This window comes from Arthrobacter sp. 10L424, from assembly GCF_056395325.1.
The window spans coordinates 20,729-47,087 of record NZ_JBFTJH010000002.1; the positions used below are offsets into that span (position 1 = coordinate 20,729).

The following is a 26,359-nucleotide window of genomic DNA, read 5'->3' on the forward strand; positions in this document are numbered from 1 at the left end:
CCTCACCTCGCCGGCAGCTCCCGCCCCGACACGGGTACCCGCCCGGGACCCGTCTAGCGGCCCTGCAGCAGCGTGGAGATCCGGTGTGCCTCATCCATCAGCAGGCGGCCCAGCATCTCCTGCCGTTCGCCCTTGAAGCGCGGCTCGATCCCGGTCAGGGACAGCGCCCAGGCGGGGCGGCCGCGCTGGTCGAAGACTGCTGCGCCCATCCCCCAGCTGCCCTCCAGCACAAGCCCGGGATTCACCGAATAGCCGGCCTGCCGCGTCGCTTCGAGATTCGCACGGACCAGGTCCTCCGTGTGCGCCGCCGCGAAATCGCCGGCGTGCGCGGCCCAGCCGGCCAGCAGTTCCTCCTGCTCCGCGGCGGGCAGGAACGCCATGATGGCGGTGCCGGCGGACGCCACCCCGAGCGGGAAGCGGACTCCCTCGTGCAGCACGAAGGACCGCACCGGGAAGCTCCCCTCCTCCCGAAGCAGGCACACGGTCTCGGCGCCGCGCCGGATGGAGAAGAACGCGCTTTCGCCGGTCTCCTCGGCGAGCCGGCGGAGGCTCGGCCGGGCGATATCCTCCAACGGGAAACGCGCCGAGGCCACGGAACCCATCAGGAGGATCTCCGGCCCCAGCACCCAGTTGCCGTTCTGGGGATCCTGGTCCAGCAGCCCCTCGGCTGCCAGCGAGGTGAGCAGCCGGTGCACTGTGGGGCGCGTGAGTCCGGATTCCCGGACGAGTTCCACCAGCGGGGAGCCTTCCGGTTTCCGTCCAACAATGCGCAGCAGGGACGCGACGCGGCTGACGACCTGAGCGCCCTGGACAGGTGAAGGATTCATCTTGTTACCTCGGGAGTTGGCCTTGAACTGCTCAAAGTATCCATATTGTGGACAGTCGGAAGTCTACCGTCCACACTGTAAAAACCGCACTCCAAAAGCTAAAACCAGCCGTTGACAGCCTGCTTTTCGGCCCCGTAGGCTCCAACAGCAGAACAACAGTCCACAAAGTGGAATGCTTCAAGAGCTCAATGAGGAGATGCGATGTCAAAGGTGAAATCCGGAGCGGCCGCCGCGCTGCAGGACGTACTGCGGGACGGCATGACGCTCGCCGTCGGAGGCTTTGGCCTGAGCGGCATCCCCGCTGACCTGATCGAGGCCGTGCGGGATTCCGGCGTCAAGGACCTCACCGTGGTGTCCAACAACATGGGCGTGGACGGAAAGGGCCTCGGCGTGCTGATTGAAGCCGGCCAGGTCCGCAAGGTCATCGCCTCCTACGTGGGCGAGAACAAGCTCTTCGCCGAGCAGTATCTCGCCGGCAATCTGGAGGTCGAGTTCACGCCGCAGGGCACCCTGGCCGAGCGCCTCCGCGCCGGCGGCGCCGGCATCCCGGCGTTCTACACCAAGACGGGCGTCGGCACCCTCGTCGCCGAAGGCAAGCCCCTCGCGGAGTTCGACGGCGAAACGTATGTCCAGGAACGCGCCATCAAGGCAGACGTCGCCCTGGTGCACGCCCACACCGCCGACACCGACGGCAACCTGATTTACCGCTACACCGCGCAGAACTTCAACCCCGTCGTCGCCACTGCCGGCGCCGTCACCGTCGCGGAGGCCGAGGTGATCGTGGAACCGGGCCAGCTCGACCCCAACCACATCGTCACCCCCGGCGTCTTCGTCCAGCGCCTCGTCCAGGCCAGCGGCCGGGTCAAGGACATCGAACAGCGGACCGTCCGTCCCCGCAGCGAAGCCGCCGACGCCGCGGCCGCCGTCGGCGTCTAATCAGGCCTAAGCGCCGCCCCTACTTTCTTCAGGAGAATCACCATGGCTTGGACCCGGAATGAAATGGCTGCCATCGCGGCCGAAGAACTCAACGACGGCGACTACGTCAACCTCGGCATCGGCATCCCCACGCTGGTCGCCAACAACCTGCGCGACGGCGTCCGCGTCGTCCTGCAGAGCGAGAACGGCCTCCTCGGCATGGGCCCGTTCCCCTACGAGGGCGACGAGGACGCGGACCTGATCAACGCGGGCAAGCAGACCGTCACGGTCCTGCCCGGCGGCAGCATCTTCGACTCCGCCACGTCCTTCGGCATGATCCGCGGCGGCCACGTCAAGGTCGCGATCCTCGGCGCCATGCAGGTCTCCGGCGCCGGCGACCTCGCCAACTGGACCATCCCCGGCAAGATGGTCAAGGGCATGGGCGGCGCCATGGACCTCGTCGCCGGCACCCCGCGCGTAGTGGTCCTCACCGAACACAACGCCAAGGACGGCACCGCCAAGATCGTCAAGGAATGCACCCTGCCGCTCACCGGCCTGAGCTGCGTCGACCGGATTATCAGCGACCTGGCGGTCTTCGACCTGGAAAAGCCTGAACAGGAAACAGGCGGCGTCCGGCGGCTCACGCTGACCAGGCTCGCCCCGGGCGTCACCGTGGAGGAGATCCGCGAAAAGACCGAGGCGACGTTCGACGTCGCTCCCTCCCTCGACGAAAGCGCCACCTTCGAAGGCGCCACAGCATGAGCCTGCGCGACCAGTTCGGCAAGGATGTCCTGCTGACCGGCTGGGGCCACAGCCGCTTCGGCAAACTCACGGACGAGACCCTCGAGTCCCTCATCGTGCAGGTTGCTACCGAGGCGATCGGCAACGCCGGGATCGAGCCGGGCCAGATCGACGAAATCTACCTCGGCCAGTTCAACTCCGGCATGATGCCGCTGGCCTTCCCCTCCTCGCTGGCCCTGCAGGTCTCCGAGCAGCTGGCCAACGTCCCGGCCACCCGGGTCGAGAACGCCTGCGCGTCCGGGTCGGCCGCTTTCCAGCAGGGCACCAAGTCGCTGCTGGCCGGCACCGCGAAGACAGTCCTCGTGATCGGCGCCGAAAAGATGACGCACGCCGGCGCCGACGTCGTGGGCGCGGCCCTGCTCGGCGCGGACTACGACATGGCCGGCAAGGCCTCCAGCACCGGGTTCACGGGCCTCTTTGCCGAGGTGGCCAAGCACTACGAGAAGCGCTATGGGCCGGTTTCGGACGTCCTGGGCACCATCGCGGCCAAGAACCATCGCAACGGCGTCGACAACCCCTACGCCCAGCTCCGCAAGGATCTTGGCGAGGAGTTCTGCCGGACCGTCTCGGACAAGAACCCGATGGTCGCCGACCCGCTGCGCCGCACCGACTGCTCGCCGGTGTCCGACGGCGCCGCCGCCGTCGTGCTGTCCCTGGCCCCCACCGGCGGGGCCACCGCCCCGGTCCGGCTCGCCGGCTTCGGCCAGGCGAACGACTTCTTCCCGACCGACCGCCGGGATCCCACCGCGTTCGCCGCCACCAGGGCCTCCTGGCAGCGCGCACTGGGGATGGCCGGCGTCGGCCTCGAGGAGCTGGACTTCGCCGAGGTGCACGACTGCTTCACCATCGCCGAGTTGCTGATGTACGAGGCGATGGGCCTGACCGAACCGGGCCAGGGATCGCGTGCCATTGAGGAAGGTTGGGTCTTCAAGGACGGCAAGCTTCCCATCAACGTCTCGGGCGGGCTCAAGGCCAAGGGCCACCCCGTGGGCGCCACCGGCGTCTCGCAGCACGTCATCGCCGCGATGCAGCTCACCGGCACCGCCGGCGACATGCAGCTGCCCGCCGCCAGGCGCGCCGCGGTACAGAACATGGGCGGCGTCGGCATCGCCAATTACGTCAGCGTGCTCGAAGCCGTTTAGGGGCACAGAGCCGCGGTTCCTCCCCACCTTTTGCGCACTCCACCGGCGTGTTCCGGCCTGCAGCGCTGCCCGGGGGCGCATAGGTGGGGAGGTTCCGCACCGTCACCGCGGCGATACTAGCGTTCGCGGATCAGCTTCGCGATGGCGCCGAAGCCCAGCCGTTCGGCATTCTCCAGTGCGGTTCTCCCCTGCGGGTCCCGAATATCGGGGTCGGCACCGGCCGCCAGCAGCTGCCGGACCACCTCCTGCTGCCTTGGACCCCCATCGTTGAGCAGGATGGCTTCCTGCAGGGCTGTCCAGCCCAGCTTGTTGACGTGGTTGACGGGAACGCCGGCGGCAAGGAGGATCCGTACGGTGTCCACGTGCCCGTGTTCACTCGCGGGGATCAGGGCCGTGCCGCCGAAGCGGTTGGTGCTGGCGACGTCGGCCCCGTTCGCGAGGGTCAGCTGCAGGACCTCGTTGAATCCCTCGGCTCCCGCGTAGAGGAAGGCCGAGTCCTGGATGGCATCCTTCGCGTTGACGTTGCCTCCGGCCTGGATCAGCCGCGTCACCGCGGCAACATCGTTCGCCTTGGCCGCCCGGACCAGTTGCTGGTCAAGCTCGGCCTGCGCTGCCGGAGCCAGCGCCGGCGGGGTCACAACTGGAGGGGTCACAACTGGAGGGGTCACAGCTGAAGGGGTCACAGCCGGCGGGGCGGCGGCTGTCCCTGTTGCAGCCGGGGGCGACGCAGCCGACTCCGATGCCTGGGCCGGCGGCGGAGGCGTCTCCCGCCGCGATTCCTCAGTCGCCCCGGCGCAGCCGGCGAGCGCTACTGCCAGCACACCGGCCAGGCACACGGCTGTCGCCCTTGCCAGCCTCCGCCGCGCACCGCCCGATGCTCCAAGTCCGGGTTGCGTCCTGAGCCTCCCCATAGACCAGAGCCTACTTTGCGGCGCCTGCCCGGCGGCGCCGGGGCTGACCTTGCACTAGAGGGATCCACTCAAACAGCCCGGTTTTCCGCCCGGGCCACGGGTGCGGCCGCGCCTGCAGGAGGCTGCACCCGCCAAAACCGGGCCCGTCCCGCCACTGGCCACGGACCGCCGGTTCTGCCCGGGAGTAGACTCCGGGCATGGGATCCGTCGATGACGCACTGGCCGCCATGCCTGCATCGGCCCGCGATGCCCTGCAGCGGGTCATCGACCTCGCGCGCGCAGAGGCCCCAGACGCCGTCGATGGTGTCAGCTACGGCATGCCCGCGCTGAAGGTACACGGCAAGCCCCTCATTGGCGTGACGGCAAGCGCCAAGCATCTGTCCGTCTTCCCGTTCTCCTCCGAGGTGGTGGCGGCCGTCGCGTCCCGGCTTGATGGCTTCTCCGTGTCCAAGGGAACCATCCGCTTCGGACCGGACCACCCCCTCCCTGACGAGGTCCTCACGGAAATTCTCCGGCTCCGGCTCGCGGAGATCACCTAGACTCGAGTGAATCCCCCGCCGCAATCTGAGGAGCCTCCATGCGCGCCACGATCATCCACGCACCCGGTGACATCCGGGTCGAAGACCGCGACTACCCCACCGTCCAGTTGCCCACCGACGCCGTCGTGAAAGTCACCGCGTCCTGCGTCTGCGGCTCGGATCTGTGGCCCTACCGGGGTGTGAAGCCCACCCGCCGGCCCACAGCGATCGGCCACGAGTTCATCGGCACGGTGGAGAGCCTCGGCTCCGGGATCACCACCCTGGCCGTCGGAGACCTGGTGATCGCACCGTTTGTGGTCAGCTGCGGGGCCTGCCCCCAGTGCCTCAACGGTGTCACCGTGGCCTGCGACCACCTGGCCGGCTGGGGCGGCAAGGACGACGCCGGGCACGCGATCGACGGCGGCCAGGGCCAGGCGGTTCGCGTCCCGCTGGCCGATTCCACCCTCGTCAAGGTTCCCGGCATCACGGAGCCGGATGACGCCCTCCGGAAGAGCCTGCTCACGCTGTCCGATGTGATGGCGACCGGCCACCACGCAGCCCTCGCCGCGAAGGCCGGACCGGGCCGGACCGTCGTGGTGGTGGGCGACGGCGCCGTCGGGCTGTGCGGAGTGCTGGCCGCCAAGCGGCTCGGGGCGGAACGGATCATCGCGATGTCCCGCCACGCCGACCGCCAGGCGATCGCCCGCGAGTTCGGGGCCACCGACATCGTGGAGGAGCGCGGGGAAGAGGGTGTCGCCAAGGTCCGCGAACTCCTCGGCGGAGTGCTGGCCGATTCCGTCCTCGAATGCGTCGGGACCAAAGAATCCATGGAACAGGCACTGCACAGCACCCGCCCGGGCGGCGCGCTGGGCTTTGTTGGCGTCCCCACCGGCGGCAGCGAGATCCCGCTGCGCTACCTCTTCGACACGAACATCTCCATCGGCGGCGGCATGGCCCCCGCCCGGACCTACATCCCGGAACTGCTGGCGGACGTCCTCGACGGCACCATCAATCCGGGCCGCGTCTTCGATGTTGTGATGCCGCTGGAGGAAGCACCGGAGGCCTACCGCGCCATGGACGAACGCCGCGCCATTAAGGTCCTGCTGACCCCCTGACCATTTCCGACGGCGGCGCGGCAATGTTGCGCGGGCTCCGGGTCGGTCCCGTGCGCTGCCTCGTGCACGGGCCCTTGTGCTGGCTCTTGTTCTGCTAAAGCGGGAGGGCTACCGTGAAGCGCATCAGCATCCGCCGCCGTCGAGGAGCCGTCATGGCCAGGTTCGTGCAGATCATCGAATTCCAGACCGCCCGCATTGAGGAAATTGAAGCCCTGGGCCGGCCGTCCAGGACCGACGGGAGCACTGCTCCCACTTTCCGCCGGATCCTGGCCACCGCGGACCGCGACAACCCCGGAACGTATCTCACCATCGTCGAATTCGACTCCTACGAATCGGCCATGGAGAACTCCGGCCGGCCGGAGACCTCCGACTTCGCCGCCAGGATGGCCGCCCTTTGCGACGGGCCGCCGGTGTTCCGCAATCTGGACGTGATGTGGGAAGACGACGGCTCCGCCGACGATAACCCGTAGGCGCAAGCATGGACACTGAGCACAGTGCCGCAGAGCCCCTTGTGCTGGACCTCCGCGGGGCCGGCGCTGCGCCCCTGCGGCTGGTGGGCGGCAAAGCCCTGAACCTCGGGAAGCTTGTGGCGGCCGGGCTGCCCGTGCCGAGCGGGTTTTGCCTGACAACGCTTGCGTATGATCTGGCGGCACCGCCCGGGCTCGGCGCCCTCGCGGCCGAACTCGACGCGATCGGGTCCGGAGCGGCCCGGGCGTCGGGCCCCACCCGGCCAGTCCCGGGTGAACTCAGCCCGGTTGCGGCGCGGGCCAGGAGGCTGATCGAGGAGTCCCCGATCCCGCCCGAGGTGGATGCCGCGGTCCGGAAAACCTACGAGGGAATGGGCGGAAGCGTGCCCGTGGCGGTCCGGTCCTCGGCCACGGCAGAGGACCTGCCCTTCGCTAGTTTCGCCGGGCAACAGGACTCCTTCCTCGATGTCACCGGCGCCGACGCGGTGGTCGAGGCAGTCCGCCGCTGCTGGGCGTCGCTCTGGAGCGAGCGGGCCGTGGCGTACCGCTCCGCCAACGGGATCAGCAACCGCGACGTCGGGCTCGCCGTCGTCATCCAGGTCATGGTCGACGCCGCGACGGCGGGGGTCCTGTTCACCGCAAATCCGGTCACCGGGACCCGGACGGAAACGGTGATCAACGCGAGCCCGGGCTCAGGCCAGGCCGTGGTCTCGGGGTCGGTCAACCCGGACCAGTTCGTGCTGGAGACGGCGTCCGCCTCCGTCATCCGGAGCACCCCGGGAGGACCGGAATCCGGGCGGGGTCCGAGCCTGAGCGGCCCCCGGCTCCAGGAGCTCACCGCGCTGGGCGACGGCGTCCAGCGCCTCTTTGGCGCGCCGCAGGACATCGAGTGGGCCATTGAAAGGGGCGGCAAGATCTGGCTCACCCAGTCACGCCCGATCACCACGCTGTATCCGCTGCCCGAACCCGCACCCGAAGACGCCGCAGCCGGGGCTTCCGCCCCCATCCGGGTGTACCTGTGCGGCACCCTGTTCCAGGGGCTGACCCGGCCGATCACCCCGCTCGGGCTGTCCGCCCTCGAGATGATGCGCAACAGCAAGGGCCCCTGGCGGTACGCCAACCCCGGGCTGCGGATGTACGTGGACCTCACGGCGGTGGCCCGCAGCAAATCGGGGCGGGTTTATCTGCTCCGGATCCTCCCGCTGGCGGACGGCCGATCCGGGGCCGTGCTTCCCGCGCTGCTCGAGGATCCACGGTTCGGCGTCATCGAGCACTCGTTTGGGCAATCCATCCGCAGGGCCGGGCGACGGCGCACCGGCCCGCAACCGCCCCAACGCCCGGGCAGCAGCAAGCAGACGGCCAGCCTCGCCCTCATGGCAGGCCTCGTTCCGGCCATGGTCCGGGCCGCCTTCCGACCCGCAGCTGAGCTGCGCCGGGCGATGAGCTACGGGAAGAAGATAGAATCCGAGCTGGAATTGGCCGAACCCGTCAGTTCCGCCCAGCGGCTGGACTACACCGAGCAGATCCTTGGTCGGACGATTAACGGGCTGATTCAGGCCACGCTGCCGGGCCCGTCCGTTGGTTACCTCATGCTGGCCGTGGCCCGCCGGTTGCTGCGCGGCATCGCGGCGCCCCGTGAGCTGGAGGCCGTGCTGCGCGGGCTCCCCCACAACATCACCACCGAAATGGACCTGGAACTGTGGCAGCTCGCCGCCTTCATCGGCGACGACCCGGTGTCGCGCGGGGAGTTCCTGGCGAAACGGCCCGAGGAGTTGGCCGCCGACTATCTCGCCGGCCGGCTGCCGCCCCGGGCCCAGTCAGGAGTGCGCGGCTTCCTCGCCCGCTACGGCCACCGCGCCGTGGCGGAAATAGACCTCGGCATGCCGCGCTGGTCCGCGAAGCCCGACCACATCCTCGGCATGATCTCCAACTACCTCCGCGTCGAGGACCCGGAGCAGGCCCCGGACCGGCAGTTCGCCCGGGCCGCCGAGCATGCGGAGGACCGGATCCGCGGCCTCGTGGAACAGGCGCGTGCCCGGAGTCCGTGGCGCGCACGGGCCCTGGAGCTGAGCCTGCGCCGTGTGCGGCAGCTAGCCGGGTTACGCGAACTGCCCAAGTTCTACATCGTGCTGATACTCGGCGAGATGCACCGGCAGCTCCTCCGCGTCGGCGCCGACCTGGCCTCCGCCGGCACGGTCGCGGCCGCGGACGACGTCTTCTTCCTGGACTTCGACGAGATCCGCGTCGGCCTGCGCGGCGCGGACCTGCACGGCATCGTCACGGACCGCCGCCGGCTGTACGACACGGAGCTACGACGCCGGCGCATCCCCCGGCTGCTGCTCTCCGACGGCACCGACGTCGAGGCCGCCTTGATGGCGGACTCGCCCGCATCCGGTGCCGTGACCGGAACACCGGCCTCTGCCGGCACCGCCACCGGCCGGGTCAGGGTGATCCTGGACCCGGTGGGCGCCCACCTGGAACCCGGCGAAATCCTGGTGGCCCCCTCCACTGACCCGGGCTGGACACCGCTGTTCATGACGGCCGGTGCACTTGTCATGGAGATGGGCGGGATCATTTCCCACGGGGCCGTTGTGGCCCGCGAGTACGGCATCCCGGCGGTCGTGGGCGTCCCGGACGCCACCACGCGGCTGCACACCGGCCAGACGGTCACCGTTGACGGAGCCGCCGGCACCATCAATGAGAAGCCTTGATCCGGCAGAAGCGGGCAACGATCCCGTCGCGATCCCTGCGGTGAGCCGAGATCAGACCCCACAGCTGTAGCACAACCGTGCCAGATAGAATCGAATCATGACCACACCGGCCCATCGGCCAACGCACCACGAGCGGTCGATTCCCCGCTGGCCGCACCGGTCAGCGCAACAACCAGCCGGCACTTTCGCGCCGGCCCGCAAGGCGAGGAACCTCCTGCAACGGGTTCCGGTGTGGACCTGGCGGGTGCTGATGCATTCGGTTAAGGCCAGCGAGAACTCCCGCTTCAACGTCGACCCGATTACCGGCGTCGAATACTTCCATGACATCGATTTCGTCGGCGACCGCATCCGGGCCCACCGCCTGGACGTCATCGTCCCCTCCCCCGTCACCCCCTCCCAATCCACCCCCTCCCCCAACGGCGGCGCCGGGACTCCCGACGTCGGTTCCGACAGTTCACCAGGAGCGCTGCCCGTCTACGTGTACTTCCACGGCGGCGGCTGGACGTCCGGAGACAAGGCCTCGCTGACCAAGTACTGCGCGAGCCAGGCCGAGGGCGGGATGGTGGTGGTCAACGTCAATTACCGGAAGGCTCCGCGCTTCCAGATGTCCCACGTCCTGGCGGATGCCAATGCAGCGCTGACCTGGGTCCGGCAGAACATCGCCGGCTACGGCGGCGACGCATCGCGGATCGTGCTGGGCGGTGACTCCGCAGGCGGGCAGATTGCGGCACTGCTGACAGCAGCCAGCTTCCAGCCGGAACTGGCGCGGCACCACGGCCTGACACCGGCCGTCCCCGCCGCCGATTTCAAAGGCCTGGTCCAGCACTGCAGCGTGGTGGACTTCTCCGTGTTCTTCGAAAAAGGCTTCGTGCTGAGCCTGAACTTCGTCCGCATGCTGTTGCCCGGCCTCCATCCCGGCGGCCGCACCGGCGGCATCCGCGGCGGCCTGCGCCGCGCCTTCGGCGGGTTCGGCCGCACGGGCACCGACTCCGGGCACCTGGAGGCCCTCCGCGAGGGCGCGGATTTCCTCTCGCCGATCGAATGGCTGGATTCCCGCTTCCCGCCCGTCTTTGTGACCACCTCGGAGCGGGACTTCTTCTTCGCCGCCAACATGAACTTCATTGCCCGGCTTCGCGAACATGGCGTCCACGTGGACAGCCTCATCTACGGCTGGGACAGCTCCAACACCGAACACACCTGGCAGCAGGACTTCCGCTACCCGGAATCGCAGGAAGTGTACCGCCGGCTTCACACCTTCGTGCATAAAGTGGCCTGAGCGGCGTCCTAGCCGTCCCGCCCGCTGCCGCACCGGGCTATGTTAAGACCATGGTGTCTGCCGACAGCAACGCACTGAACGATCCGGAACCCGAGGGGTTCGGATCCGCGCTGGTCGATGAAGCGGCCCGGCGGGACGCCGCCCTGGGCGATGTTGACTGGACCGTCCTGCCCGACGGCGCCGTGCGCGGCACCTTCGAAGCCCCCAGCGGAAAACTTGCCACGCTTGCCATAGGCACCCCGGGAAACACGCGGGTGCTCTTGATCCCCGGGGCCACCGGGTCCAAGGAAGACTTTGTGCTGATGCTGCCGGAGCTGGCCGCCGCCGGGTATTACGTCCTGACCTGCGACATTGCCGGGCAGTACGAATCGGCCGCGGCGGGCCCCGAGAACCTCACACCTCCCCGCGCCCACTACGACTACGAGCTGTTCACCGATGACCTGATCGCCATGCTCGACGCCGAGGACGGCCCCGCGCACGTGGTCGGGTATTCCTTCGCCGCGATCTTCGCCCAGCTGGCCTTCTCCCGGCGGCCGGAAAAATTCCGCAGCCTCACCCTGCTCAGCTGCCCTCCCGAACCGGGCCAGAGCTTCCGTGGTGTCCAGCGCGTCGGACGTTTCAGCGGCTGGATCAGGCCCCGGGTCGGCGCCGCGCTGATGATCCTGGGCATCCGCGTTAACGTCGTGCACGTCCCGCCCAACCGGATACGGTTCGTGAATTACCGGTTTCGGTTCACCCGACGGAGCTCCGTGCGGGACATCATCGGGCTGATGCAGCACGCGCCGGATCTGAGGGATGAACTGGCCGCGGCGTCGCTGCCGAAGTTCGTCGCCGTCGGGGAACACGACCTCTGGCCGCTGGCGCTGCACCGCCGCTTCGCGCAATCCGTCGGCGCGCGCATCGCGGTCTACCGTGGCGGACACAGTCCAAGCGAGACCTCGCCGCACCAAATGAGCCGCGATCTGATCGCGCTCTACGGCTCCGCCTAGCGGGGGTGCGCGAGCATGTCGGCGTCGTTCCGGGTCGCAATAACCACCGGGATTGTTGCCATGGTGCCCCGACTATGGCCCCGGGACAAGACGAAATGCGCCCGTTGGCCTCTTGCACCATGGCCCCCGGACCCGTAGGTTGGGCAACAGCGGACGAATGTCTCCGCAGCCGTTGGCCTCCGGGCCGCCGGAGATCAGCAGCATTTCAGAAGGATATGGCATGGCTACAGGCACAGTTAAATGGTTCAACGCCGAAAAGGGTTTTGGCTTCATTGCCCCGGATGACGGGTCAGCCGACGTTTTCGCCCACTATTCGGCAATCGCCAGCAGCGGCTACCGCTCCCTGGACGAGAACCAGAAGGTCGAGTTCGACGTCACCCAGGGCCCGAAGGGCCCGCAGGCTGAGAACATCCGCCCGCTCTAAGTACTCCGGATCGCAGCACCGGCCAGCCGGCCGCCATGCTTTCCCCAACACCACAAACGCCCCGCTCGAGGATTTCTCGGGAGGGGCGTTTGTCGTTAGGGATGGTCCGGTCAGCCGACGTGGACCCACGGGCGCTTGGTCACGTCCGGTTCCGCTTCCCGCAGCACTTCACGGGTTACGGGCGCGATTTCCCCTTCGCCGAACGCCAGGAAGCGGAGCAGGTTGGTGACCGGGTTGCCTTCGGTCCAGCGGAAGTAGACGTGCGGCATCAGGCCCGTCACATCGCGGATGTGGAGGAGGACGGAGGCGATCGTGTTCGGGACCACGGGCCCGTGGACTTCCAGGACCCGGTAGCCGTGCCGCGTCACGCCCCGGACCATAAGCTCCGTTTCGAAGTCGGAGGAGTCGTCCACCACCACCTCGAGGAACAGTGCGCGGTAGTCCAGCGGCAAGTGGCTGACCTCCGTGGCTGACTCCAGTTTCTGCCGGTAGGCCTCCGCGGTCATTCGGAGCGGTTCATGGGCGATGATCCGCAGCGGCCCGTCCAGCTCGTCGGACATGAATTCGAGGGCCTCACGGTCCAGGTGGACGTGGGTGGCGTGCAACTCGAACGAGCGTCGGACCCGCGACAGCAGCGAAATGACGATAATTCCCAGGATGAACACCGAAGCGATCCGGATGCCTTCCGGACGTTCGATGATGTTGGCGACCGTGGTGTAGATGAACACGACGGCGACGACGCCGAACCCGACAGTGCGTTTGCGCTGTTGCTTACGCCGGGCCGAAAGCGTCACGGCCACCGCGGCCGAGGTCATGAGAACCAGGACGCCGGTCGCGTAGGCGCCGCCCTGAGCATCGACGTCGGCGTCGAACAGCCAGGTGACCAGGAACGCGACCAGGGTAAACACGAGCACCAGCGGCCGGACGGCCCGGGCCCACCCGGGGGCCATCCCGTAGCGGGGCAGGTAACGGGGCACCAGGTTCAGCAGCCCGGCCAGCGCGGAGGCCCCGGCGAACCAGAGAATCGCGATGGTGCTGATGTCATAGACGGTACCGAACCCCACCCCCAGGTATTCGTGGGCCAAGAACGCCAGGGCGCGCCCGTTCGCCTGCCCGCCGGGCTGGAATTCCGGCTCCGGGATGAGCACGACGGTGATGAAACTGCTGACGATCAGGAAGCTGCTCATGATGACCGCCGCCGTCGTCAGCAGTTTGCGGGTGCCCGCGATGCGGCCGGCTGGATTGTCCTCGGTATCGTTCGCGTGTCCCCGGATCTGCGGCATGACGGCTACGCCCGTCTCGAACCCGGAAAGACCAAGCGCGAGTTTGGGGAAGACGAGCAAGGCAAAACCGACAGCCAGCAGGGGGTTTCCGTGCGACGTCGAGATCGCCTGCCACCAGTTGTCCACGGCCACGGGGTGCGTGAACACCTCAACGACCGAAACTGCCAGCACGACGACGTTCAGGCTCAGGTACACGGCGACGATCACGACGGCGACGCCGATGGCCTCCTTGAATCCGCGCAGGAAGACCGCACCCAGCAGCGCCAGCAGGAACAGCGTGACCGGCACGTTCTGTCCCTGCAGCCAGGCGGGGGCTATCGGGTTCTGGATCAGGTGCGCCGTGGCGTCTGCCGCCGACAGCGTCATGGTGATCATGAAGTCCGTTGCGGCGAAACCGAGCAGCACCAGGACGAACAGCTTTCCGCCCCACCGCGGCATAAGCCGCTCGAGCATCGCGATGGAGCCCTCGCCCCGGTGGCTCTCGCCCGCGACGCGCCGGTAGACGGGCAAGGCGCCCAGCAACGTGATGGCGACGAGGACGAGGGTCGCGAGCGGCGAAATCGCGCCCGCGGCGAGCGCGGCGATCGCCGGCTGGTAGCCCAGGGTGGAGAAATAGTCGACGCCGGTCAGGCACATCACCTGCCACCACGAGTGCTTTTTCTCATGGGCAGTGGGCACTCCGCCCGGGCCCTGATGGGAGCCCTTGCTGTCCTGCAGCCCGAACAGCAGCCAGTTCTTCAGACCGGAAATGGTTCGCGGCCGCGGCGCCGACGGGTCTGCCGGCGGCCTGCTCAGCGTGGTCATGTTTTTCCTTCCCTCACGGCGCATACCCAGATGGCAGTGCGCCGCACAGCTCTCAATTGCGAAGCTAGCAGCGGCCGCCCGCGGCGCAGGTGTCGAGACGGGGATCTTGACGAATCCTTGACGCCGGGCCGCCCCGCCCGAGGCCGGCTGAAATGGAAGAATGGCTCCATGGCACGTGGAACGCTGCGCATCTTTCTGGGGTCAGCACCTGGCGTCGGCAAGACCTACGCGATGCTCCGGGAAGGGCACCGGCTGCGCGATGGCGGCGAGGACGTCGTCGTCGCGTTCGCCCGGGACCGGGGACGCAGCGACACCCGCGCCCTGCTGGCAGGACTCGAGCTGATCCCGGCCAAACGGGTTCCCTATCAAGGACTCCACCTCGAAGAGCTGGACCTGGACGCGGTGATCCGCCGCGGGCCCGCCACGGCAATCGTCGACGACTACGCCCATGCCAATCCCCCGGACAGCCCGAACGCCCACCGCTGGGAGGATGTCGACGAACTGCTCGACGCCGGCATCAACGTCCTGACCACCCTGGACATCCAGCATCTCGCGTCCCTCAGCGACGTCGTCAGCGCCATCACCGACGTCCGGCCCGTGGAGAGTGTGCCTGATGAGATCGCCCGGCGGGCCGGGCAGATCCAGCTGGTGGACATCTCCCCCGAACTCCTGCGGCAGCGCCTCGCGGACGGCAGGATCGTCGCGGCTGACAGGGTGGACGCTGCGCTCGCCAACTATTACCGCCCGGGCAACCTGGCGGCCCTGCGTGAGCTGGCTTTGCTGTGGCTGGCGGACCGGGTGGACGAGGGGCTCGCAAGGTATCGGACGGGAAACGGAATCGAAGCCAGCTGGCCGGCCCGGGAACGGATCGTCGTCGGGCTGCCCGGCGGCCCCGAGGGTGAGATCCTGATCCGCCGCGGTGCCCGCATCCTCAACCGGGTCAACGGCGGTGACCTCCTGGCGGTGCACGTGCGCGCAGCGGACACCGCGGCCGCGGAATCGCCGCAGGAGCTGGAGTCCCAACGCCGGCTGGTCCAGGACCTTGGCGGCAGCTACCACCTCGTGGCAGGGGAAGACCCGGCCGCCGCATTGCTGGACTTCGCCCGCAGCGTCAACGCCACCCAGATCGTCGTCGGAATCCCCCGCAGCGGCGGCCTGGCCGGACTGCTGGCAGGACTTCGTGGCGGCCACACCGGCGCCAGAGTGGTCCGCGGCGCCGGCGCCATCGACGTTCACATCGTGTCCCAGCAGTCTGAGGGCGGCCGCCCGGGGGTGCCGCGGCGGCGGGACCTGGGCCGTGCCCGCGTCACGCTGGGTTTTCTCATGGCCGTCCTGCTTCCCGTCCTGCTGCAGTTCCTGCTGGCCGTCAGCCCGGACAAGAACGTGGCGACCGCTGTCCTGATCCAGCTCACCGGCTCCGTCGCCGTGGCGCTGGTCGGCGGCCTGTGGCCCGCGATCCTCGCGGCGCTCTGGAGCAGCCTGCTGGTGAACTACTTCTCCACCCCGCCGTTAGGCACCCTGCACATTAGCGACTCGCGGAATGTCTTGACGCTCCTGGTTTTTGTCGGCGTGTCCGCCGCAGTGGCCACCGTGGTTGACGTCTCCGCCCGGCGTTCCAAGGAAGCGGCCCTCGCGAGGGCGGAGGCCGCCACGCTCGCGGACCTCTCGCGCGGGGCGGCCGGTTCGGAGGACACGATTGCGGGACTCCTGCAGCAGGCACTGGACGTCTTCCAGGTCCGGGGCGCGGCCCTGCTCAGCCGCCCGGACGACGGCGCCTCCCGGGCCGGCGCCGGGGCCAAAACCGGCGCCGCTGCGGGCCAGGGTGAGGGCTGGCGGCTGGTCGCCAGTGCCGGCGAAGTTCCCGGCTTCGGTCCCGGGCCCGGGGAGATTCCGGGCAATGGAAGCCTCCACGGAGACAACGTGGAGCAAATTGACGCCACCACGTGCCTCGTCCTGTCCGGCCGGGTGCTGGCCGCCAGTGACAGGCGGCTCCTGGGCGCTTTTGGTGTCCATCTGCTGGCCCAGCTGGAACGGCGGCAACTGCTGGCCAGCCGGTCCGAAGTCCTGAAGCTCGCTGAAAGCAACACCATGCGAACGTCGATCCTTCGCGCCGTCTCGCACGATCTCCGCACTCCGCTGGCCGGCATCAAGCTCGCGGTGGGGGGCCTCCGGCAGGAAGGCGTCCGCTATACCCCGGAAGAGGAGCGCGAGTTACTGGCAACCATCGAGGATTGTTCGGACCGGCTGGAAGTGCTGGTGGGAAACCTGCTGGACATGTCCCGGCTCACGTCCGACTCGATCAAGCCGCTGTTGCGGCCGGTGCGGTGGTACGAGGTCATTCCCGGCGGGCTGCACGGGATCACCCCGGACCGGGTGCGCGTCGAGCTGCCGGCCAACATGCCCGAGGTCGAGGCGGACGAGGGCATGCTCGAGCGTGTCATTGCCAACATCGTGGAGAACGCCGTCAAGTACGCCCCCGGGTCCGATATTGTCCTGGCCGGTTCCGCGGGAGGGTTGGGGCCGGCGACCGTGAGTGGCCGCCCGGCCGGTGAACTGCGCGTCATCGACCACGGAAGCGGCATCCCGGCCGACCGCGTCGTGGATATGTTCCGTCCCTTCCAGCGCCTCGACGATGCCACGCAGGCCACCGGAGTGGGGCTCGGCCTCGCGGTAGCGAAGGGATTCGCCGAGGCGATGGGCGGCAGGCTGACCGCCGAAGCGACGCCGGGCGGCGGCCTGACCATGGTGATCAGCCTTCCGCTGTCCTCCGGCATTCCGTTCCGCGCCGAGCCGGGCCAGGCGCCGCTGCAGCCCCAATCGGAGGTCATCGGCCGCCTCCACGCACCGCCGCTCCTCGCGTCCGGGACGGACCCGGTATGACCTCCGTGCTGGTAGTCGACGACGACGCGTACTTGCTCCGGGCCCTGCGGATCACGCTGCAGGCCCATGGCTACAACGTGGTGACGGCCGCCGACGGGCGCTCGGCGTTGCTCGCTGCGCAGCAGCAGCCGCCGGCCCTCGTGATCCTGGACCTGGGGCTCCCGGACATGGACGGTTCCGCCGTGATCCGGAAGCTTCGCGGCTGGAGCGCGGTGCCGGTCCTGATCCTGTCCGCCCGGCACGGGTCAGAGGACAAGGTGGAAGCACTCGACGCCGGCGCCGACGATTACATCACCAAGCCTTTCGGGCTGGACGAGCTTCTGGCGCGCCTGCGTGCGCTGCTGCGCCGCAGCGCAGAGCCGGAACAGCCTGCGGTCATCGCCACCGAAGCGTTCACCGTGGATCTGGGCAAACGCCGCGTCCTCCGCGACGGCCAGGACATCCGGCTTACTCCAACCGAATGGAAGATGCTGGAGGTGCTGGTCCGGAGCCCGGAGAAACTCGTCACCCAGCAGCAGCTCCTGTCCGAGGTCTGGGGCCCGGCGTATGCCAAGGAGACCAACTATCTCCGTGTGTACATGGCCCAGCTCCGGCGCAAGCTGGAACCGGAGTCCGCCAGTCCGCGGCACCTGATCACGGAGGCGGGAATCGGTTACCGCTTCCTGCCCTGACGGATCCGCTCTCCCCGCGGCACGCCTAAACGAACGCGGACTTCCCGGTCACGGCCCTGGCCACAATCAGCGAGTTGATCTCGTAGCTGCCCTCGTAGGTGTAGAGGATTTCGGCGTCGCCGAAGAGCTTGCCCATCTCGTAGTCGCTGCTGATCCCGTTGCCGCCCATCAGCGAGCGCCCCATGGCCACCGAGGCCCTGGCCAGCCGGGTGGTGGTGGACTTGGCCATCGCGGACTGGACCATCTCGAGCTTGCCGTCCTCCTGGATCCTGGCCAGTTGCGCCATCAGCGACAGCGACGCGGACGCGTTGCCCAGGATCTCGGCCAGCTGCTGCTGGATCAGCTGGAAGCGGGCCAGCTCCTTGCCGAACTGTTTCCGCTCCAGCGAGTAGGAACGCGCGACGTCGAACGCGGCCAGCTGGATGCCGGCGGCCTGCCAGCCCACCCAGGCGCGCGAATCGCGGAGCAGCTCGTTGGCTTTGGAGAAGTCTGTGGCCCCGGGCAGGAGGTTGGACTCCGGGATGCGGACCTCGTCGAGCACGATATCCGCGTTCTGCATGATCCGCAGCCCGATCTTGTTCGCGATCTTCGTGGCGGTGTAGCCGGGGCGGTCCGTCTCTACGATGAAGCCCTTGATCTGCTGGTCCGCGACGTCCCGCGCCCAGACCAGGGCGAAGTCCGCGATCGTACCGGCGCCGATCCAGCGCTTGGCACCGCTGATCACCCACTCGCCGCCCTCGAGCCGGGCCGTCGTGGCCAGCCCTCCGGCGATGTCCGAGCCGTGGTCCGGCTCGGTGAGGGCGAAGGCGCCGATCTGCGTGAAGGCGGTGAGTCCCGGCAGCCAGCGGGCCTTCTGCGCCTCGGAGCCGAGCTGGTCGATCATGCCGACGATCAGCTCGTTGTGGATCCCGACGAGGGCCGAGAGGGACACGTCGGCGCGGGCCACCTCGACGTACATGAGGCCCTTGAACAGTTTGGAGGTGCCGTCGGTCTGCAGGCAGCCGAGGCCGTACTTGCCGAGTTCGGCCAGCAGCCCGAAGGGGAATTCCTCGCGGTTCCAGTAGTCGATCGAGGCCGCCCGGATCCGGGACTGCAGGAAATCACGGATCTCCTGGTAGCGGGACTGTTCCGCCGGGGACAGCAGGTCGACGATGTACATCAGGTCGGCGTCCGGGAACGGCGGCGCCGCCACGCCGGCTGCACCCTCCCCTGCTCTGTTGCCCTGAGTCTTAACCTCTTCGAGGCCCTGTCCGCTGGCACGTCCTCGTGGCTGCACGGGCATGTATCCCTTCGTAGTGATCCGGTCATGAACCGGGCCGGCTCTTCCAAACCCTTGGATGTCCTAGTATATTGCACAGTGATGGGGATCACTAGGCAACGGGTGGTCGCCGGGCAACGGCGCCGGGCCTGAAACGGCTGCGCCACCAGACTTCGAAAGGTGCACCATGACAGTCACTGAGGATTTCCGCGCAGCACGCGACCGCATGCTTGACCTCCGCATGGACTATGACGCGGCGCGCAGCGAATTCCAGTGGCCCCGCTTTGAGCACTTCAACTTCGCCCTGGACTGGTTCGACCAGATCGCGGCGGACCCGGCTAAGGCGGACAACTCGGCCCTGGTCATCGTCGAGCAGGACGGCTCCGCCACCCGGCGCAGCTTCGCGGACCTGTCCCGGCGCTCCGGCCAGGTTGCCAACTGGCTGCGCAGCCAGGGTGTGCGGCGCGGCGACCGCATGATCATCATGCTCGGCAACCAGGTGGAACTCTGGGAACTGATGCTCGCCGGGATCAAACTGGGCATCGTTATGATCCCCACCACCACCCTGATGGGGCCGGCGGACCTGAAGGACCGCGTAGAGCGCGGCGGCGCGAACTGGGCCGCCGTCGGGAGCGCCAATATCGAGAAGTTCGATGAGGTTCCGGGCGACTACACGCTGATCGAGATCGGCGGCGGCATCGCAGAGACAGGCAAGTCCGCCCTGCAATATTCGGAGTCCGCCGGCACGGGCGAGGACTTCACGCCTGACGCGCCGACGCTGGCCGACGAGACCTTGCTGCTCTACTTCACTTCGGGCACCACCTCCAAGGCCAAGCTGGTGGAGCACACGCACACCTCCTACCCGGTGGGCCATCTGTCCACCATGTTCTGGATCGGGATGGAACCCGGCGACGTGCACCTGAACGTGGCCTCACCCGGCTGGGCCAAGCACGCCTGGTCCAACGTCTTCACACCGTGGATCGCCGAGGCCTGCGTCTTCATCTACAACTACGAACGCTTCGACGCCAAGGCGCTGATGGAGCAGATGGACCGCGAATCCGTCACCAGCTTCTGCGCCCCTCCCACGGTCTGGCGCATGCTCATCCAGGCCGACCTGACCCTGCTCAAGAACCCGCCCACCAAGGTGGTGTCCGCCGGCGAACCGCTCAACGCCGAGGTCATCGATCAGGTCCAGCGTGCTTGGGGGCAGACCATCCGCGACGGCTTCGGCCAGACCGAATCCACCGTGCAGATCGCCAACACCCCCGGCCAGCCGATCAAGATCGGCGCCATGGGCAAACCCCTGCCGGGCTACGACGTCGTCCTGGTGGACCCCGCCACGGGCGCGGAGGGCGACGACGGCGAGCTCTGCCTGCGCCTCGACCCGCGGCCCGTCGGGCTGATGAAGGCGTACTACGGCGACCCCGACAAGACGGCGGAAGCGTTCCGCGACGGCTATTACCACACAGGTGACATGGCCAGCCGGGACGAACGCGGCATCATCACGTACGTGGGACGCGGCGACGACGTCTTCAAATCCTCCGACTACCGGCTGTCCCCGTTCGAGCTGGAAAGCGTCCTGATCGAGCACCCGGCAGTGGCCGAGGCCGCCGTCGTCCCCTCCCCGGACGCACTCAAGCTCTCCGTGCCCAAGGCGTTTGTGGTTCTGGCGGCCGGGCACGAGGCCGGCCCGGAGCTCGCCGAGGAGATCCTGCGCTATTGCCGCGACCACCTGGCACCGTTCAAGCGGATCCGCCGGCTGGAATTCGCCGAGCTGCCCAAGACCATCTCGGGCAAGATCCGGCGCGTGGAACTGCGGCACAGCGAAGAACTGCGCCACGGCGGGGGCACGGTCCCGGCGGGTCTCGGCACGGAGTACTCCGAAGCCGACTTCCCCGGCCTGAAAAGCCCGGCCGAAAAGCTAGGCTGAACCCCATGAGACTGAGGACGAGAAGCTGGGGGTGCCGTGGCAACGCCGCTGCCGCGTGATCCGATCGCCGACGCCCGGCTGAACTGGGAACGGCACGGCTGGTCCGACGTCGCCGCGCCGATGGCTGCCATCACCGCCATCATGCGGACCCAGCAGCTGCTGCTGGCCCGGATCGAGGGGGTCCTGAAGCCGTTCGGGCTGACGTTCGCCCGCTACGAACTGCTCGCCCTGCTGAGCTTCGCCCGCAGCGGCGCGCTGCCCATGAACAAGGCAAGCGCGTTGCTGCAGGTCCACCCCACCTCGGTGACGAACGCCGTCGACCGGCTGCAGCAGGCGGGGCTGGTGATCCGGTCGCCACACCCCACGGACGGGCGAACCACCCTGATTGAACTCACCCAGGAGGGGCGCACGCTGGCCAAACGGGCGACGGCGGCACTCAACTCAGAGGTGTTCGCCCAGTCCGGCTTCGCGGAGCAGGATGTCGACCAGCTGATCCGGATCCTGGGCACCTTCCGCCGCAACGCCGGCGACTTCAGCGAGTGATCCACAGGGCTGCAATGCCCCACCAACGACCGCCCGTCACAATGCAGCGATGGGCTCCGCGGCCCCAGGAGACGACTCATGCAGTCGAACGCCTTTCCCGCCGACTTGGATCACCGTACCGAAATGCGCGGATATCCAATTACCTCCTAAAAGAGGTAGTTGGCAATCCGCAGGGCAGCCCCGGAGGTCCCCTAGACTTCGGAAAGAAACCAACCCTGAACATGAGGAGCGCAATGATTCCGGAGATCAACATCTGGGCAGTACTGCTGGCCACGCTGTCCAGCATGGTGGTCGGGTCCGTCTGGTACACACCGAAGGTATTCGGCAACTACTGGATGCGCGTCGCCAAGGTCACCCCCAGCGGTGACGCCAAGGACGCCGTCAAGCCCATCCTGATCACCCTGGTGGTCAGCTTCGTCAGCGCCCTGGTCCTGGCCGGCTCCGCCGCCATCTCCCAGCACTTCTACGGCGGAAATTTCCTGGTCAACACTCTGGTCACTGCGGTGATTCTGTGGGCCGGCTTCACGGCGGCCCGGTTCATCACCCATGACGCGTTCGAAGGCCGGCCCGCCGGGCTGACCGCGCTGAACTGCGCCCACGAACTGGTGACCCTGGCGGTCATGGCCCTCATCATCGGGCTGTTCGGCATCAGCGCGGCCTGACAGGTCCACGCGGCGGAAATTTGCCGCGCGACGCGCAAAGCCCTGCCGCTGCGGTTTTCCCGTAGCGGCAGGGCTTTTGCGCGTCATGGAATGCTCCCGCATCGCAGAGAGCTGTGGGAGCCTATTTTGCCCCGAACCTGACCGGAGTATCGTGGTTCGAATTCGGACGGTGCCGTCCGGTCAGGCGGCAATCCGTGCGCACAGAGCGTCGATCGGCCAGCGCCCAGGAGGGGCTATGACTTCGCCCAGCGTCCCAATACCGCAGCCTCCCCCGAAGCCGGTGGTCGGCAACCTGCCCGATATCGACTCCAGCAAGGGCCTCCTGGGAGTGGCCGAGGTTGCCGAGCGGTATGGCCCTATTGTGCGAATCCAGTTCTTCAACCGCAGCGTCATCGCCATCTCCTCCCAGCAGCTCGTCAACGAAGTGTGCGATGAGTCCCGTTTCGGCAAAGTGCTGGGCGTATCGCTCCGGCAAGTTCGCGAGTTCATCGGCGACGGCTTGTTCACCGCGGAAACCCAGGAACCCAACTGGCAAAAGGCGCACCGGATCCTGATGCCGGCCTTCGGGCCAGCGGCGCTGAAGCGGATGTTCAGCGGTATGGACGACATCGCCGAGCAGCTGCTCCTCAAATGGGAGAGGCTCGGCCCCGATGCCCGGATCGACGTTCCGGACAACACCACCCGGCTGACCTTGGACACGATCGCCCTGTGCTCCTTCAGCTACCGTTTCAACAGCCTCTACCGGGAGGAGCTGCATCCCTTCGTGGGGGCGATGGTCCGCGCCCTGGTCGAATCCGGGCAGCGGGCGCGAAGGCTCCCCGTCCAGAACAAGATCATGCTGCGCCGACGCCACCAGCTCGAGGAAGACAACGCCCTGATGTTCGAGGTCGCCGACCAGATGATCAGCGACCGCCGGCGCAATCCCAGCCCGGCAGGCAGCGAAGACATCCTTGACACCATGCTCAACGCGTCGGACCCGGTGACCGGCGAGCGGCTGTCCGAGGACAACATCCGCTATCAGATGGTCACCTTCCTGGTGGCCGGGCATGAGACCACCAGCGGCCTGCTGTCCTTTGCGCTCTACGAACTGCTGCGCCACCCCGGCGTCCTGGCCAAGGCGCGCGCCCAGGTGGACGAGGTCCTCGGCGCCGAGAGCGCCCGGTTCGAGCACCTGCCGCGGCTGGGGTACCTGGACCAGATCCTCAAGGAGACGCTCCGGCTGTGGCCCACCGCCCCGGGGTTCAACGTCGCCCCGTTCGAGGACACAACGCTGGGCGGCCGCTACGAGATCCCGGCGGGCCAGCCAATCCTGGTCCTGCTCCCGCTGCTGCACCGCGACAAGGCGGCGTGGGGCGAGGACGCCGGGCTCTTCGATCCGGACCGGTTCTCCCCGGAACGGGCAGCGGAAATCCCTGCCAACGCCTGGAAGCCCTTCGGCAACGGCCAGCGCTCCTGCATCGGCCGGGGATTTGCCCTGCAGGAGGCCCTGCTTTTCCTCGCCAAGCTCCTGCAGCGCTTTGAGATCACGCCGGCGGACCCGGGCTATGAACTGCAGATCCACCACACCCTGACCATGAAGCCCGAAGGTCTCTTCATCCAGGTGCGACGGCGGGACGTCACGATCGCGGCCGGTCCCCAGGCCGCCGTCGAACGTGCCCGGCAGGCGGAGGCGCCGGCAACAGCAGAGCCCAACGGCGTCCCGGTCCGGGTGCTCTACGGTTCCAATGCAGGCACGTCCCAGGACCTCGCCCAGCGCATCGCCAACGACGCCGGACGGCGCGGCTACAGCCCCACCATCGGACCGCTCGACGACGCCGCCGGCGGACTGCCCACGGCCGGGCTCGTCGCCATCGTGGCTTCTTCCTACGAGGGACGGCCGCCGGACAACGCACGAAAATTCGTGGCCTGGACCGGGGACCTCCAGCCGGGCGACCTCGCCGGAGTGCGGTACACGGTCTTCGGCAACGGCAACAAAGACTGGGCGAGAACGTACCAGGAGGTGCCCAAGGCCATCGACACGCGGCTCGAGGCGGCCGGCGCCACACGGATCTATCACCGCGGCGAAGCCAACGCCCGCGGCGACTTCTTCGGCGATTTTGAAGAGTGGTACGCGGGATTCTGGCCCGCCGTGGACGCCGCCCTCGGGCAGAAGACCAGCACACCCGCCGCACAGCCCCAGCTTGAACTCCAGTTCGTCGGCAACGTCCGGGATCCGCTGTTGCGCCAGAACGGGCTGGCCCTCGGTACCGTCGTCGCAAACCGCGAACTGGTCGATCTGGCCAAGCCTGGCGCCCGGTCCAAGCGGCACGTCGAGATCGCCCTGCCCGAAGGGATGAGCTACCGGACCGGGGATTACCTGGCCGTCCTGCCGCTGAACCCCAGCGCCCTCGTCCAGCGCGCCCTGGCCCACTTCAACCTCGACTACGACTCGCATGTCCAGTTGAGCATGGAGCAGGGAGACACGTTCCTGCCCACCGGCACTCCAGTGGCTGTGGGCGAACTGCTGAGCAGCTACGTCGAGCTCGCGGTCCCCGCCACACGCACGCAACTGGAGAGCCTGGCTGAAGTCGCGACGGATCCGGCACACCGCGGGGAACTCGCGGCCCTGGCCGAGAACCGCGAGCGGCATGCGGCCGAGATCCTCGACAAGCGCGTCTCTGTCCTGGATCTGCTGGAAATGTACCCGTCAAGCCAGCTGTCGTTCACTTCGTTCCTGCAACTGCTGACCCAGCTGACCCCACGGCGGTACTCCATTTCCTCGTCCCCGCTCTGGAGCCCCGACCATGCGACCCTGACCTTCTCCGTCATCCAGGCTCCGGCGTGGTCGGGACGCGGTGTCTTCGAGGGAGCCTCGTCCACCTTCCTCGCCCAGGCCAGGCCCGGGTCAAGGGTCGCGGTTACTGTCCGTGCCTCGAACACGGCCTTCCACCCGCCATCGTCCTTGGACGTCCCGCTCATCATGGTCTGCGCCGGAACCGGGCTGGCACCCTTCCGCGGATTCATCCAGGACCGGGCGCTGCGGGCCGAGGCCGAGGACACGACGCCGGCCCCCGCCCTGCTGTTCTTCGGCTGCCGGGCGCCGGACACTGATTTCCTCTACCGCACAGAACTTGCCTCCTGGGCAGACCAAGCCAGCCTCGACCTCCGGCCGGCCTTTTCCGCCGCGCCCGAAGACGGCCTGAAGTATGTCCAGGACCGGCTGTGGGCGGACCGGGCCGACGTCGTCGAGCTGGTCCGACAGGGCGCCACCGTCTACGTTTGCGGCGACGGCCAACACATGGCACCGCAGGTGCGCGAGACGTGCGCGCTGATCTACCGCGAGGCGACCGGCGCCTCCAAGGCGGAGGCCGAGGCCTGGATGGATGAGGTGGAACGCACCCACGGCAGGTACGTCGCCGACATCTTCACCTGACGACGCAGCGCGCCTCAGCGGTGCGTGAAGTCCGGCTGGCGCTTCTCGGTGAACGCCGCCATGCCTTCCTTTTGGTCCTCGGTCGCGAACAGTGAGTGGAACACCCGGCGTTCAAACAGCACACCCTGGGCCAGCCCGGTCTCGAAGGCGGCGTTGACTGCTTCCTTGGCCACCATCGCCACCGGCTTGGACTTGGAGGCAATCACCTCGGCGGCCTTCACGGCCTCCTCCACCACGTCCGCGGCCGGCACCACGCGGGACACGAGGCCGGCGCGTTCGGCTTCCTCGGCGTCCATGAAGCGTCCGGTCAGGATCATGTCCATCGCCTTGGCCTTGCCGACGGCGCGGGTGAGGCGCTGCGAGCCGCCCATCCCGGGCAGCACGCCCAGGTTGATCTCCGGCTGGCCGAACTTGGCGTTGTCCCCTGCGATGATGAAATCGCACATCATCGCCAACTCGCAGCCGCCGCCGAGGGCAAACCCGGACACCGCCGCGACCACGGGGATGCGCAGCCGGGTGAGGTCCTCCCAGCCCCGGAACCAGTCCGCCGCGTACATGTCCATGTAGCCCTTGGACTGCATTTCCTTAATGTCGGCGCCCGCGGCGAAGGCCTTGGCGGAGCCGGTGACCACCACCGCGCCCACTGCAGGGTCGGCGTCCATGGCGGATACCGCGGCGACGAGTTCGTCCATGGTGGCCTTGTTGAGGGCGTTCAGCGCCTCAGGCCGGTTGAGCGTCACGAGCCCCACCCGTCCGCGCCGCTCCACCAGAATGTTTGTGTACTGCTCCGTCATGCCTGTCCCCTCAGCTGTTCGAAATG

Annotated in this window: 21 protein-coding genes; 16 read left to right on the top strand and 5 right to left on the bottom strand. The window is 68.0% G+C overall.

Going from position 1 to position 26,359, the window contains the following annotated elements; all coding sequences use genetic code 11:
• Nucleotides 1-53: 53 nt before the first annotated feature.
• A complete protein-coding gene (locus AC1DC5_RS03215) occupies nt 54-827 on the bottom strand; it encodes an IclR family transcriptional regulator (RefSeq protein WP_476864178.1) in 774 nt (257 codons plus the stop codon).
• A 201-nt stretch (nt 828-1,028) separates the two neighbouring features.
• Here AC1DC5_RS03215 and AC1DC5_RS03220 point away from each other — a divergent pair, with 201 nt between their 5' ends.
• The 3 genes from AC1DC5_RS03220 to AC1DC5_RS03230 are packed head-to-tail and all read left to right on the top strand — an operon-like array spanning nt 1,029 to nt 3,685.
• The gene (locus AC1DC5_RS03220; RefSeq protein WP_441405038.1) at nt 1,029-1,763 is read left to right on the top strand and encodes a CoA transferase subunit A; all 735 of its coding nucleotides are present in this window, start codon (nt 1,029-1,031) and stop codon (nt 1,761-1,763) included.
• Nucleotides 1,764-1,805: 42 nt separating this feature from the next.
• Nucleotides 1,806-2,504 (top strand): CoA transferase subunit B, encoded by a 699-nt coding sequence (locus AC1DC5_RS03225; protein ID WP_476864179.1) that lies wholly within the window; start codon nt 1,806-1,808, stop codon nt 2,502-2,504.
• Nucleotides 2,501-3,685, top strand: coding sequence for an acetyl-CoA acetyltransferase (locus AC1DC5_RS03230; RefSeq protein ID WP_476864180.1), 1,185 nt, complete (start codon nt 2,501-2,503; stop codon nt 3,683-3,685). Before AC1DC5_RS03225 ends, AC1DC5_RS03230 begins: the two co-directional genes overlap by 4 nt.
• Before the next feature lie 116 nt (nt 3,686-3,801).
• Here AC1DC5_RS03230 and AC1DC5_RS03235 read toward each other — a convergent pair whose 3' ends face one another.
• A complete protein-coding gene (locus tag AC1DC5_RS03235) occupies nt 3,802-4,596 on the bottom strand; it encodes an ankyrin repeat domain-containing protein (RefSeq protein ID WP_476864181.1) in 795 nt (264 codons plus the stop codon).
• Between the two features lie 197 nt (nt 4,597-4,793).
• Between AC1DC5_RS03235 and AC1DC5_RS03240 the strand changes: the two genes are divergently transcribed.
• The 7 genes from AC1DC5_RS03240 to AC1DC5_RS03270 all read left to right on the top strand — a co-directional run bounded on the left by AC1DC5_RS03240 (nt 4,794) and on the right by AC1DC5_RS03270 (nt 12,096).
• Nucleotides 4,794-5,135, top strand: a complete 342-nt coding sequence (locus AC1DC5_RS03240) for an iron chaperone (RefSeq protein WP_476864182.1) — start codon at nt 4,794-4,796, stop codon at nt 5,133-5,135.
• Nucleotides 5,136-5,173: 38 nt separating this feature from the next.
• Complete coding sequence (locus tag AC1DC5_RS03245; protein ID WP_476864183.1) at nt 5,174-6,229, top strand: zinc-dependent alcohol dehydrogenase family protein; 1,056 nt, start codon at nt 5,174-5,176, stop codon at nt 6,227-6,229.
• A gap of 113 nt (nt 6,230-6,342) precedes the next feature.
• Entirely contained in the window at nt 6,343-6,699 is a 357-nt protein-coding gene (locus AC1DC5_RS03250) for a hypothetical protein (protein WP_476864184.1), read from the top strand.
• Nucleotides 6,700-6,707: 8 nt separating this feature from the next.
• Entirely contained in the window at nt 6,708-9,407 is a 2,700-nt protein-coding gene (locus tag AC1DC5_RS03255; RefSeq protein WP_476864185.1) for a PEP/pyruvate-binding domain-containing protein, read from the top strand.
• A 97-nt stretch (nt 9,408-9,504) separates the two neighbouring features.
• Nucleotides 9,505-10,683: an alpha/beta hydrolase gene (locus AC1DC5_RS03260; protein WP_476864186.1), complete on the top strand. Its 1,179-nt coding sequence runs from the start codon at nt 9,505-9,507 to the stop codon at nt 10,681-10,683.
• A gap of 50 nt (nt 10,684-10,733) precedes the next feature.
• Nucleotides 10,734-11,672, top strand: coding sequence for an alpha/beta fold hydrolase (locus AC1DC5_RS03265; RefSeq protein ID WP_476864187.1), 939 nt, complete (start codon nt 10,734-10,736; stop codon nt 11,670-11,672).
• 220 nt (nt 11,673-11,892) lie between these two features.
• Complete coding sequence (locus tag AC1DC5_RS03270; RefSeq protein ID WP_013599688.1) at nt 11,893-12,096, top strand: cold-shock protein; 204 nt, start codon at nt 11,893-11,895, stop codon at nt 12,094-12,096.
• Between the two features lie 110 nt (nt 12,097-12,206).
• Here the strand turns inward: AC1DC5_RS03270 and AC1DC5_RS03275 are convergent, their stop codons facing one another.
• A complete protein-coding gene (locus AC1DC5_RS03275) occupies nt 12,207-14,183 on the bottom strand; it encodes an APC family permease (protein WP_476864188.1) in 1,977 nt (658 codons plus the stop codon).
• Between the two features lie 168 nt (nt 14,184-14,351).
• Here AC1DC5_RS03275 and AC1DC5_RS03280 point away from each other — a divergent pair, with 168 nt between their 5' ends.
• Complete coding sequence (locus tag AC1DC5_RS03280; protein WP_476864189.1) at nt 14,352-17,063, top strand: DUF4118 domain-containing protein; 2,712 nt, start codon at nt 14,352-14,354, stop codon at nt 17,061-17,063.
• Nucleotides 17,060-17,734: a response regulator gene (locus tag AC1DC5_RS03285; protein ID WP_441405050.1), complete on the top strand. Its 675-nt coding sequence runs from the start codon at nt 17,060-17,062 to the stop codon at nt 17,732-17,734. The genes AC1DC5_RS03280 and AC1DC5_RS03285 overlap by 4 nt, the downstream gene beginning before the upstream one ends.
• A gap of 25 nt (nt 17,735-17,759) precedes the next feature.
• Here the strand turns inward: AC1DC5_RS03285 and AC1DC5_RS03290 are convergent, their stop codons facing one another.
• Nucleotides 17,760-18,893, bottom strand: a complete 1,134-nt coding sequence (locus tag AC1DC5_RS03290) for an acyl-CoA dehydrogenase family protein (protein WP_476864467.1) — start codon at nt 18,891-18,893, stop codon at nt 17,760-17,762.
• 286 nt (nt 18,894-19,179) lie between these two features.
• Here AC1DC5_RS03290 and AC1DC5_RS03295 point away from each other — a divergent pair, with 286 nt between their 5' ends.
• The 4 genes from AC1DC5_RS03295 to AC1DC5_RS03310 all read left to right on the top strand — a co-directional run bounded on the left by AC1DC5_RS03295 (nt 19,180) and on the right by AC1DC5_RS03310 (nt 25,539).
• Nucleotides 19,180-20,922, top strand: a complete 1,743-nt coding sequence (locus AC1DC5_RS03295) for an AMP-binding protein (protein ID WP_476864190.1) — start codon at nt 19,180-19,182, stop codon at nt 20,920-20,922.
• A gap of 36 nt (nt 20,923-20,958) precedes the next feature.
• Nucleotides 20,959-21,465: a MarR family winged helix-turn-helix transcriptional regulator gene (locus tag AC1DC5_RS03300; protein WP_441405052.1), complete on the top strand. Its 507-nt coding sequence runs from the start codon at nt 20,959-20,961 to the stop codon at nt 21,463-21,465.
• Between the two features lie 233 nt (nt 21,466-21,698).
• Entirely contained in the window at nt 21,699-22,127 is a 429-nt protein-coding gene (locus tag AC1DC5_RS03305) for a DUF1761 domain-containing protein (protein WP_441405148.1), read from the top strand.
• A 235-nt stretch (nt 22,128-22,362) separates the two neighbouring features.
• Nucleotides 22,363-25,539: a bifunctional cytochrome P450/NADPH--P450 reductase gene (locus AC1DC5_RS03310; protein WP_476864191.1), complete on the top strand. Its 3,177-nt coding sequence runs from the start codon at nt 22,363-22,365 to the stop codon at nt 25,537-25,539.
• Nucleotides 25,540-25,553: 14 nt separating this feature from the next.
• Here AC1DC5_RS03310 and AC1DC5_RS03315 read toward each other — a convergent pair whose 3' ends face one another.
• A complete protein-coding gene (locus AC1DC5_RS03315; RefSeq protein WP_476864192.1) occupies nt 25,554-26,333 on the bottom strand; it encodes an enoyl-CoA hydratase in 780 nt (259 codons plus the stop codon).
• Nucleotides 26,334-26,359 lie beyond the last annotated feature (26 nt).

Excerpts from the sequence above, each read along its gene's own strand:
- AC1DC5_RS03215 (WP_476864178.1), bottom strand. The coding sequence starts at position 827 with ATGAATCCTTCACCTGTCCAGGGCGCTCAGGTCGTCAGCCGCGTCGCG.
- AC1DC5_RS03220 (WP_441405038.1), top strand. The coding sequence starts at position 1,029 with ATGTCAAAGGTGAAATCCGGAGCGGCCGCCGCGCTGCAGGACGTACTG.
- AC1DC5_RS03225 (WP_476864179.1), top strand. The coding sequence starts at position 1,806 with ATGGCTTGGACCCGGAATGAAATGGCTGCCATCGCGGCCGAAGAACTC.
- AC1DC5_RS03230 (WP_476864180.1), top strand. The coding sequence starts at position 2,501 with ATGAGCCTGCGCGACCAGTTCGGCAAGGATGTCCTGCTGACCGGCTGG.
- AC1DC5_RS03235 (WP_476864181.1), bottom strand. The coding sequence starts at position 4,596 with ATGGGGAGGCTCAGGACGCAACCCGGACTTGGAGCATCGGGCGGTGCG.
- AC1DC5_RS03240 (WP_476864182.1), top strand. The coding sequence starts at position 4,794 with ATGGGATCCGTCGATGACGCACTGGCCGCCATGCCTGCATCGGCCCGC.
- AC1DC5_RS03245 (WP_476864183.1), top strand. The coding sequence starts at position 5,174 with ATGCGCGCCACGATCATCCACGCACCCGGTGACATCCGGGTCGAAGAC.
- AC1DC5_RS03255 (WP_476864185.1), top strand. The coding sequence starts at position 6,708 with ATGGACACTGAGCACAGTGCCGCAGAGCCCCTTGTGCTGGACCTCCGC.
- AC1DC5_RS03260 (WP_476864186.1), top strand. The coding sequence starts at position 9,505 with ATGACCACACCGGCCCATCGGCCAACGCACCACGAGCGGTCGATTCCC.
- AC1DC5_RS03265 (WP_476864187.1), top strand. The coding sequence starts at position 10,734 with ATGGTGTCTGCCGACAGCAACGCACTGAACGATCCGGAACCCGAGGGG.
- AC1DC5_RS03270 (WP_013599688.1), top strand. The coding sequence starts at position 11,893 with ATGGCTACAGGCACAGTTAAATGGTTCAACGCCGAAAAGGGTTTTGGC.
- AC1DC5_RS03275 (WP_476864188.1), bottom strand. The coding sequence starts at position 14,183 with ATGACCACGCTGAGCAGGCCGCCGGCAGACCCGTCGGCGCCGCGGCCG.
- AC1DC5_RS03280 (WP_476864189.1), top strand. The coding sequence starts at position 14,352 with ATGGCACGTGGAACGCTGCGCATCTTTCTGGGGTCAGCACCTGGCGTC.
- AC1DC5_RS03285 (WP_441405050.1), top strand. The coding sequence starts at position 17,060 with ATGACCTCCGTGCTGGTAGTCGACGACGACGCGTACTTGCTCCGGGCC.
- AC1DC5_RS03290 (WP_476864467.1), bottom strand. The coding sequence starts at position 18,893 with ATGTACATCGTCGACCTGCTGTCCCCGGCGGAACAGTCCCGCTACCAG.
- AC1DC5_RS03295 (WP_476864190.1), top strand. The coding sequence starts at position 19,180 with ATGACAGTCACTGAGGATTTCCGCGCAGCACGCGACCGCATGCTTGAC.
- AC1DC5_RS03305 (WP_441405148.1), top strand. The coding sequence starts at position 21,699 with ATGATTCCGGAGATCAACATCTGGGCAGTACTGCTGGCCACGCTGTCC.
- AC1DC5_RS03310 (WP_476864191.1), top strand. The coding sequence starts at position 22,363 with ATGACTTCGCCCAGCGTCCCAATACCGCAGCCTCCCCCGAAGCCGGTG.
- AC1DC5_RS03315 (WP_476864192.1), bottom strand. The coding sequence starts at position 26,333 with ATGACGGAGCAGTACACAAACATTCTGGTGGAGCGGCGCGGACGGGTG.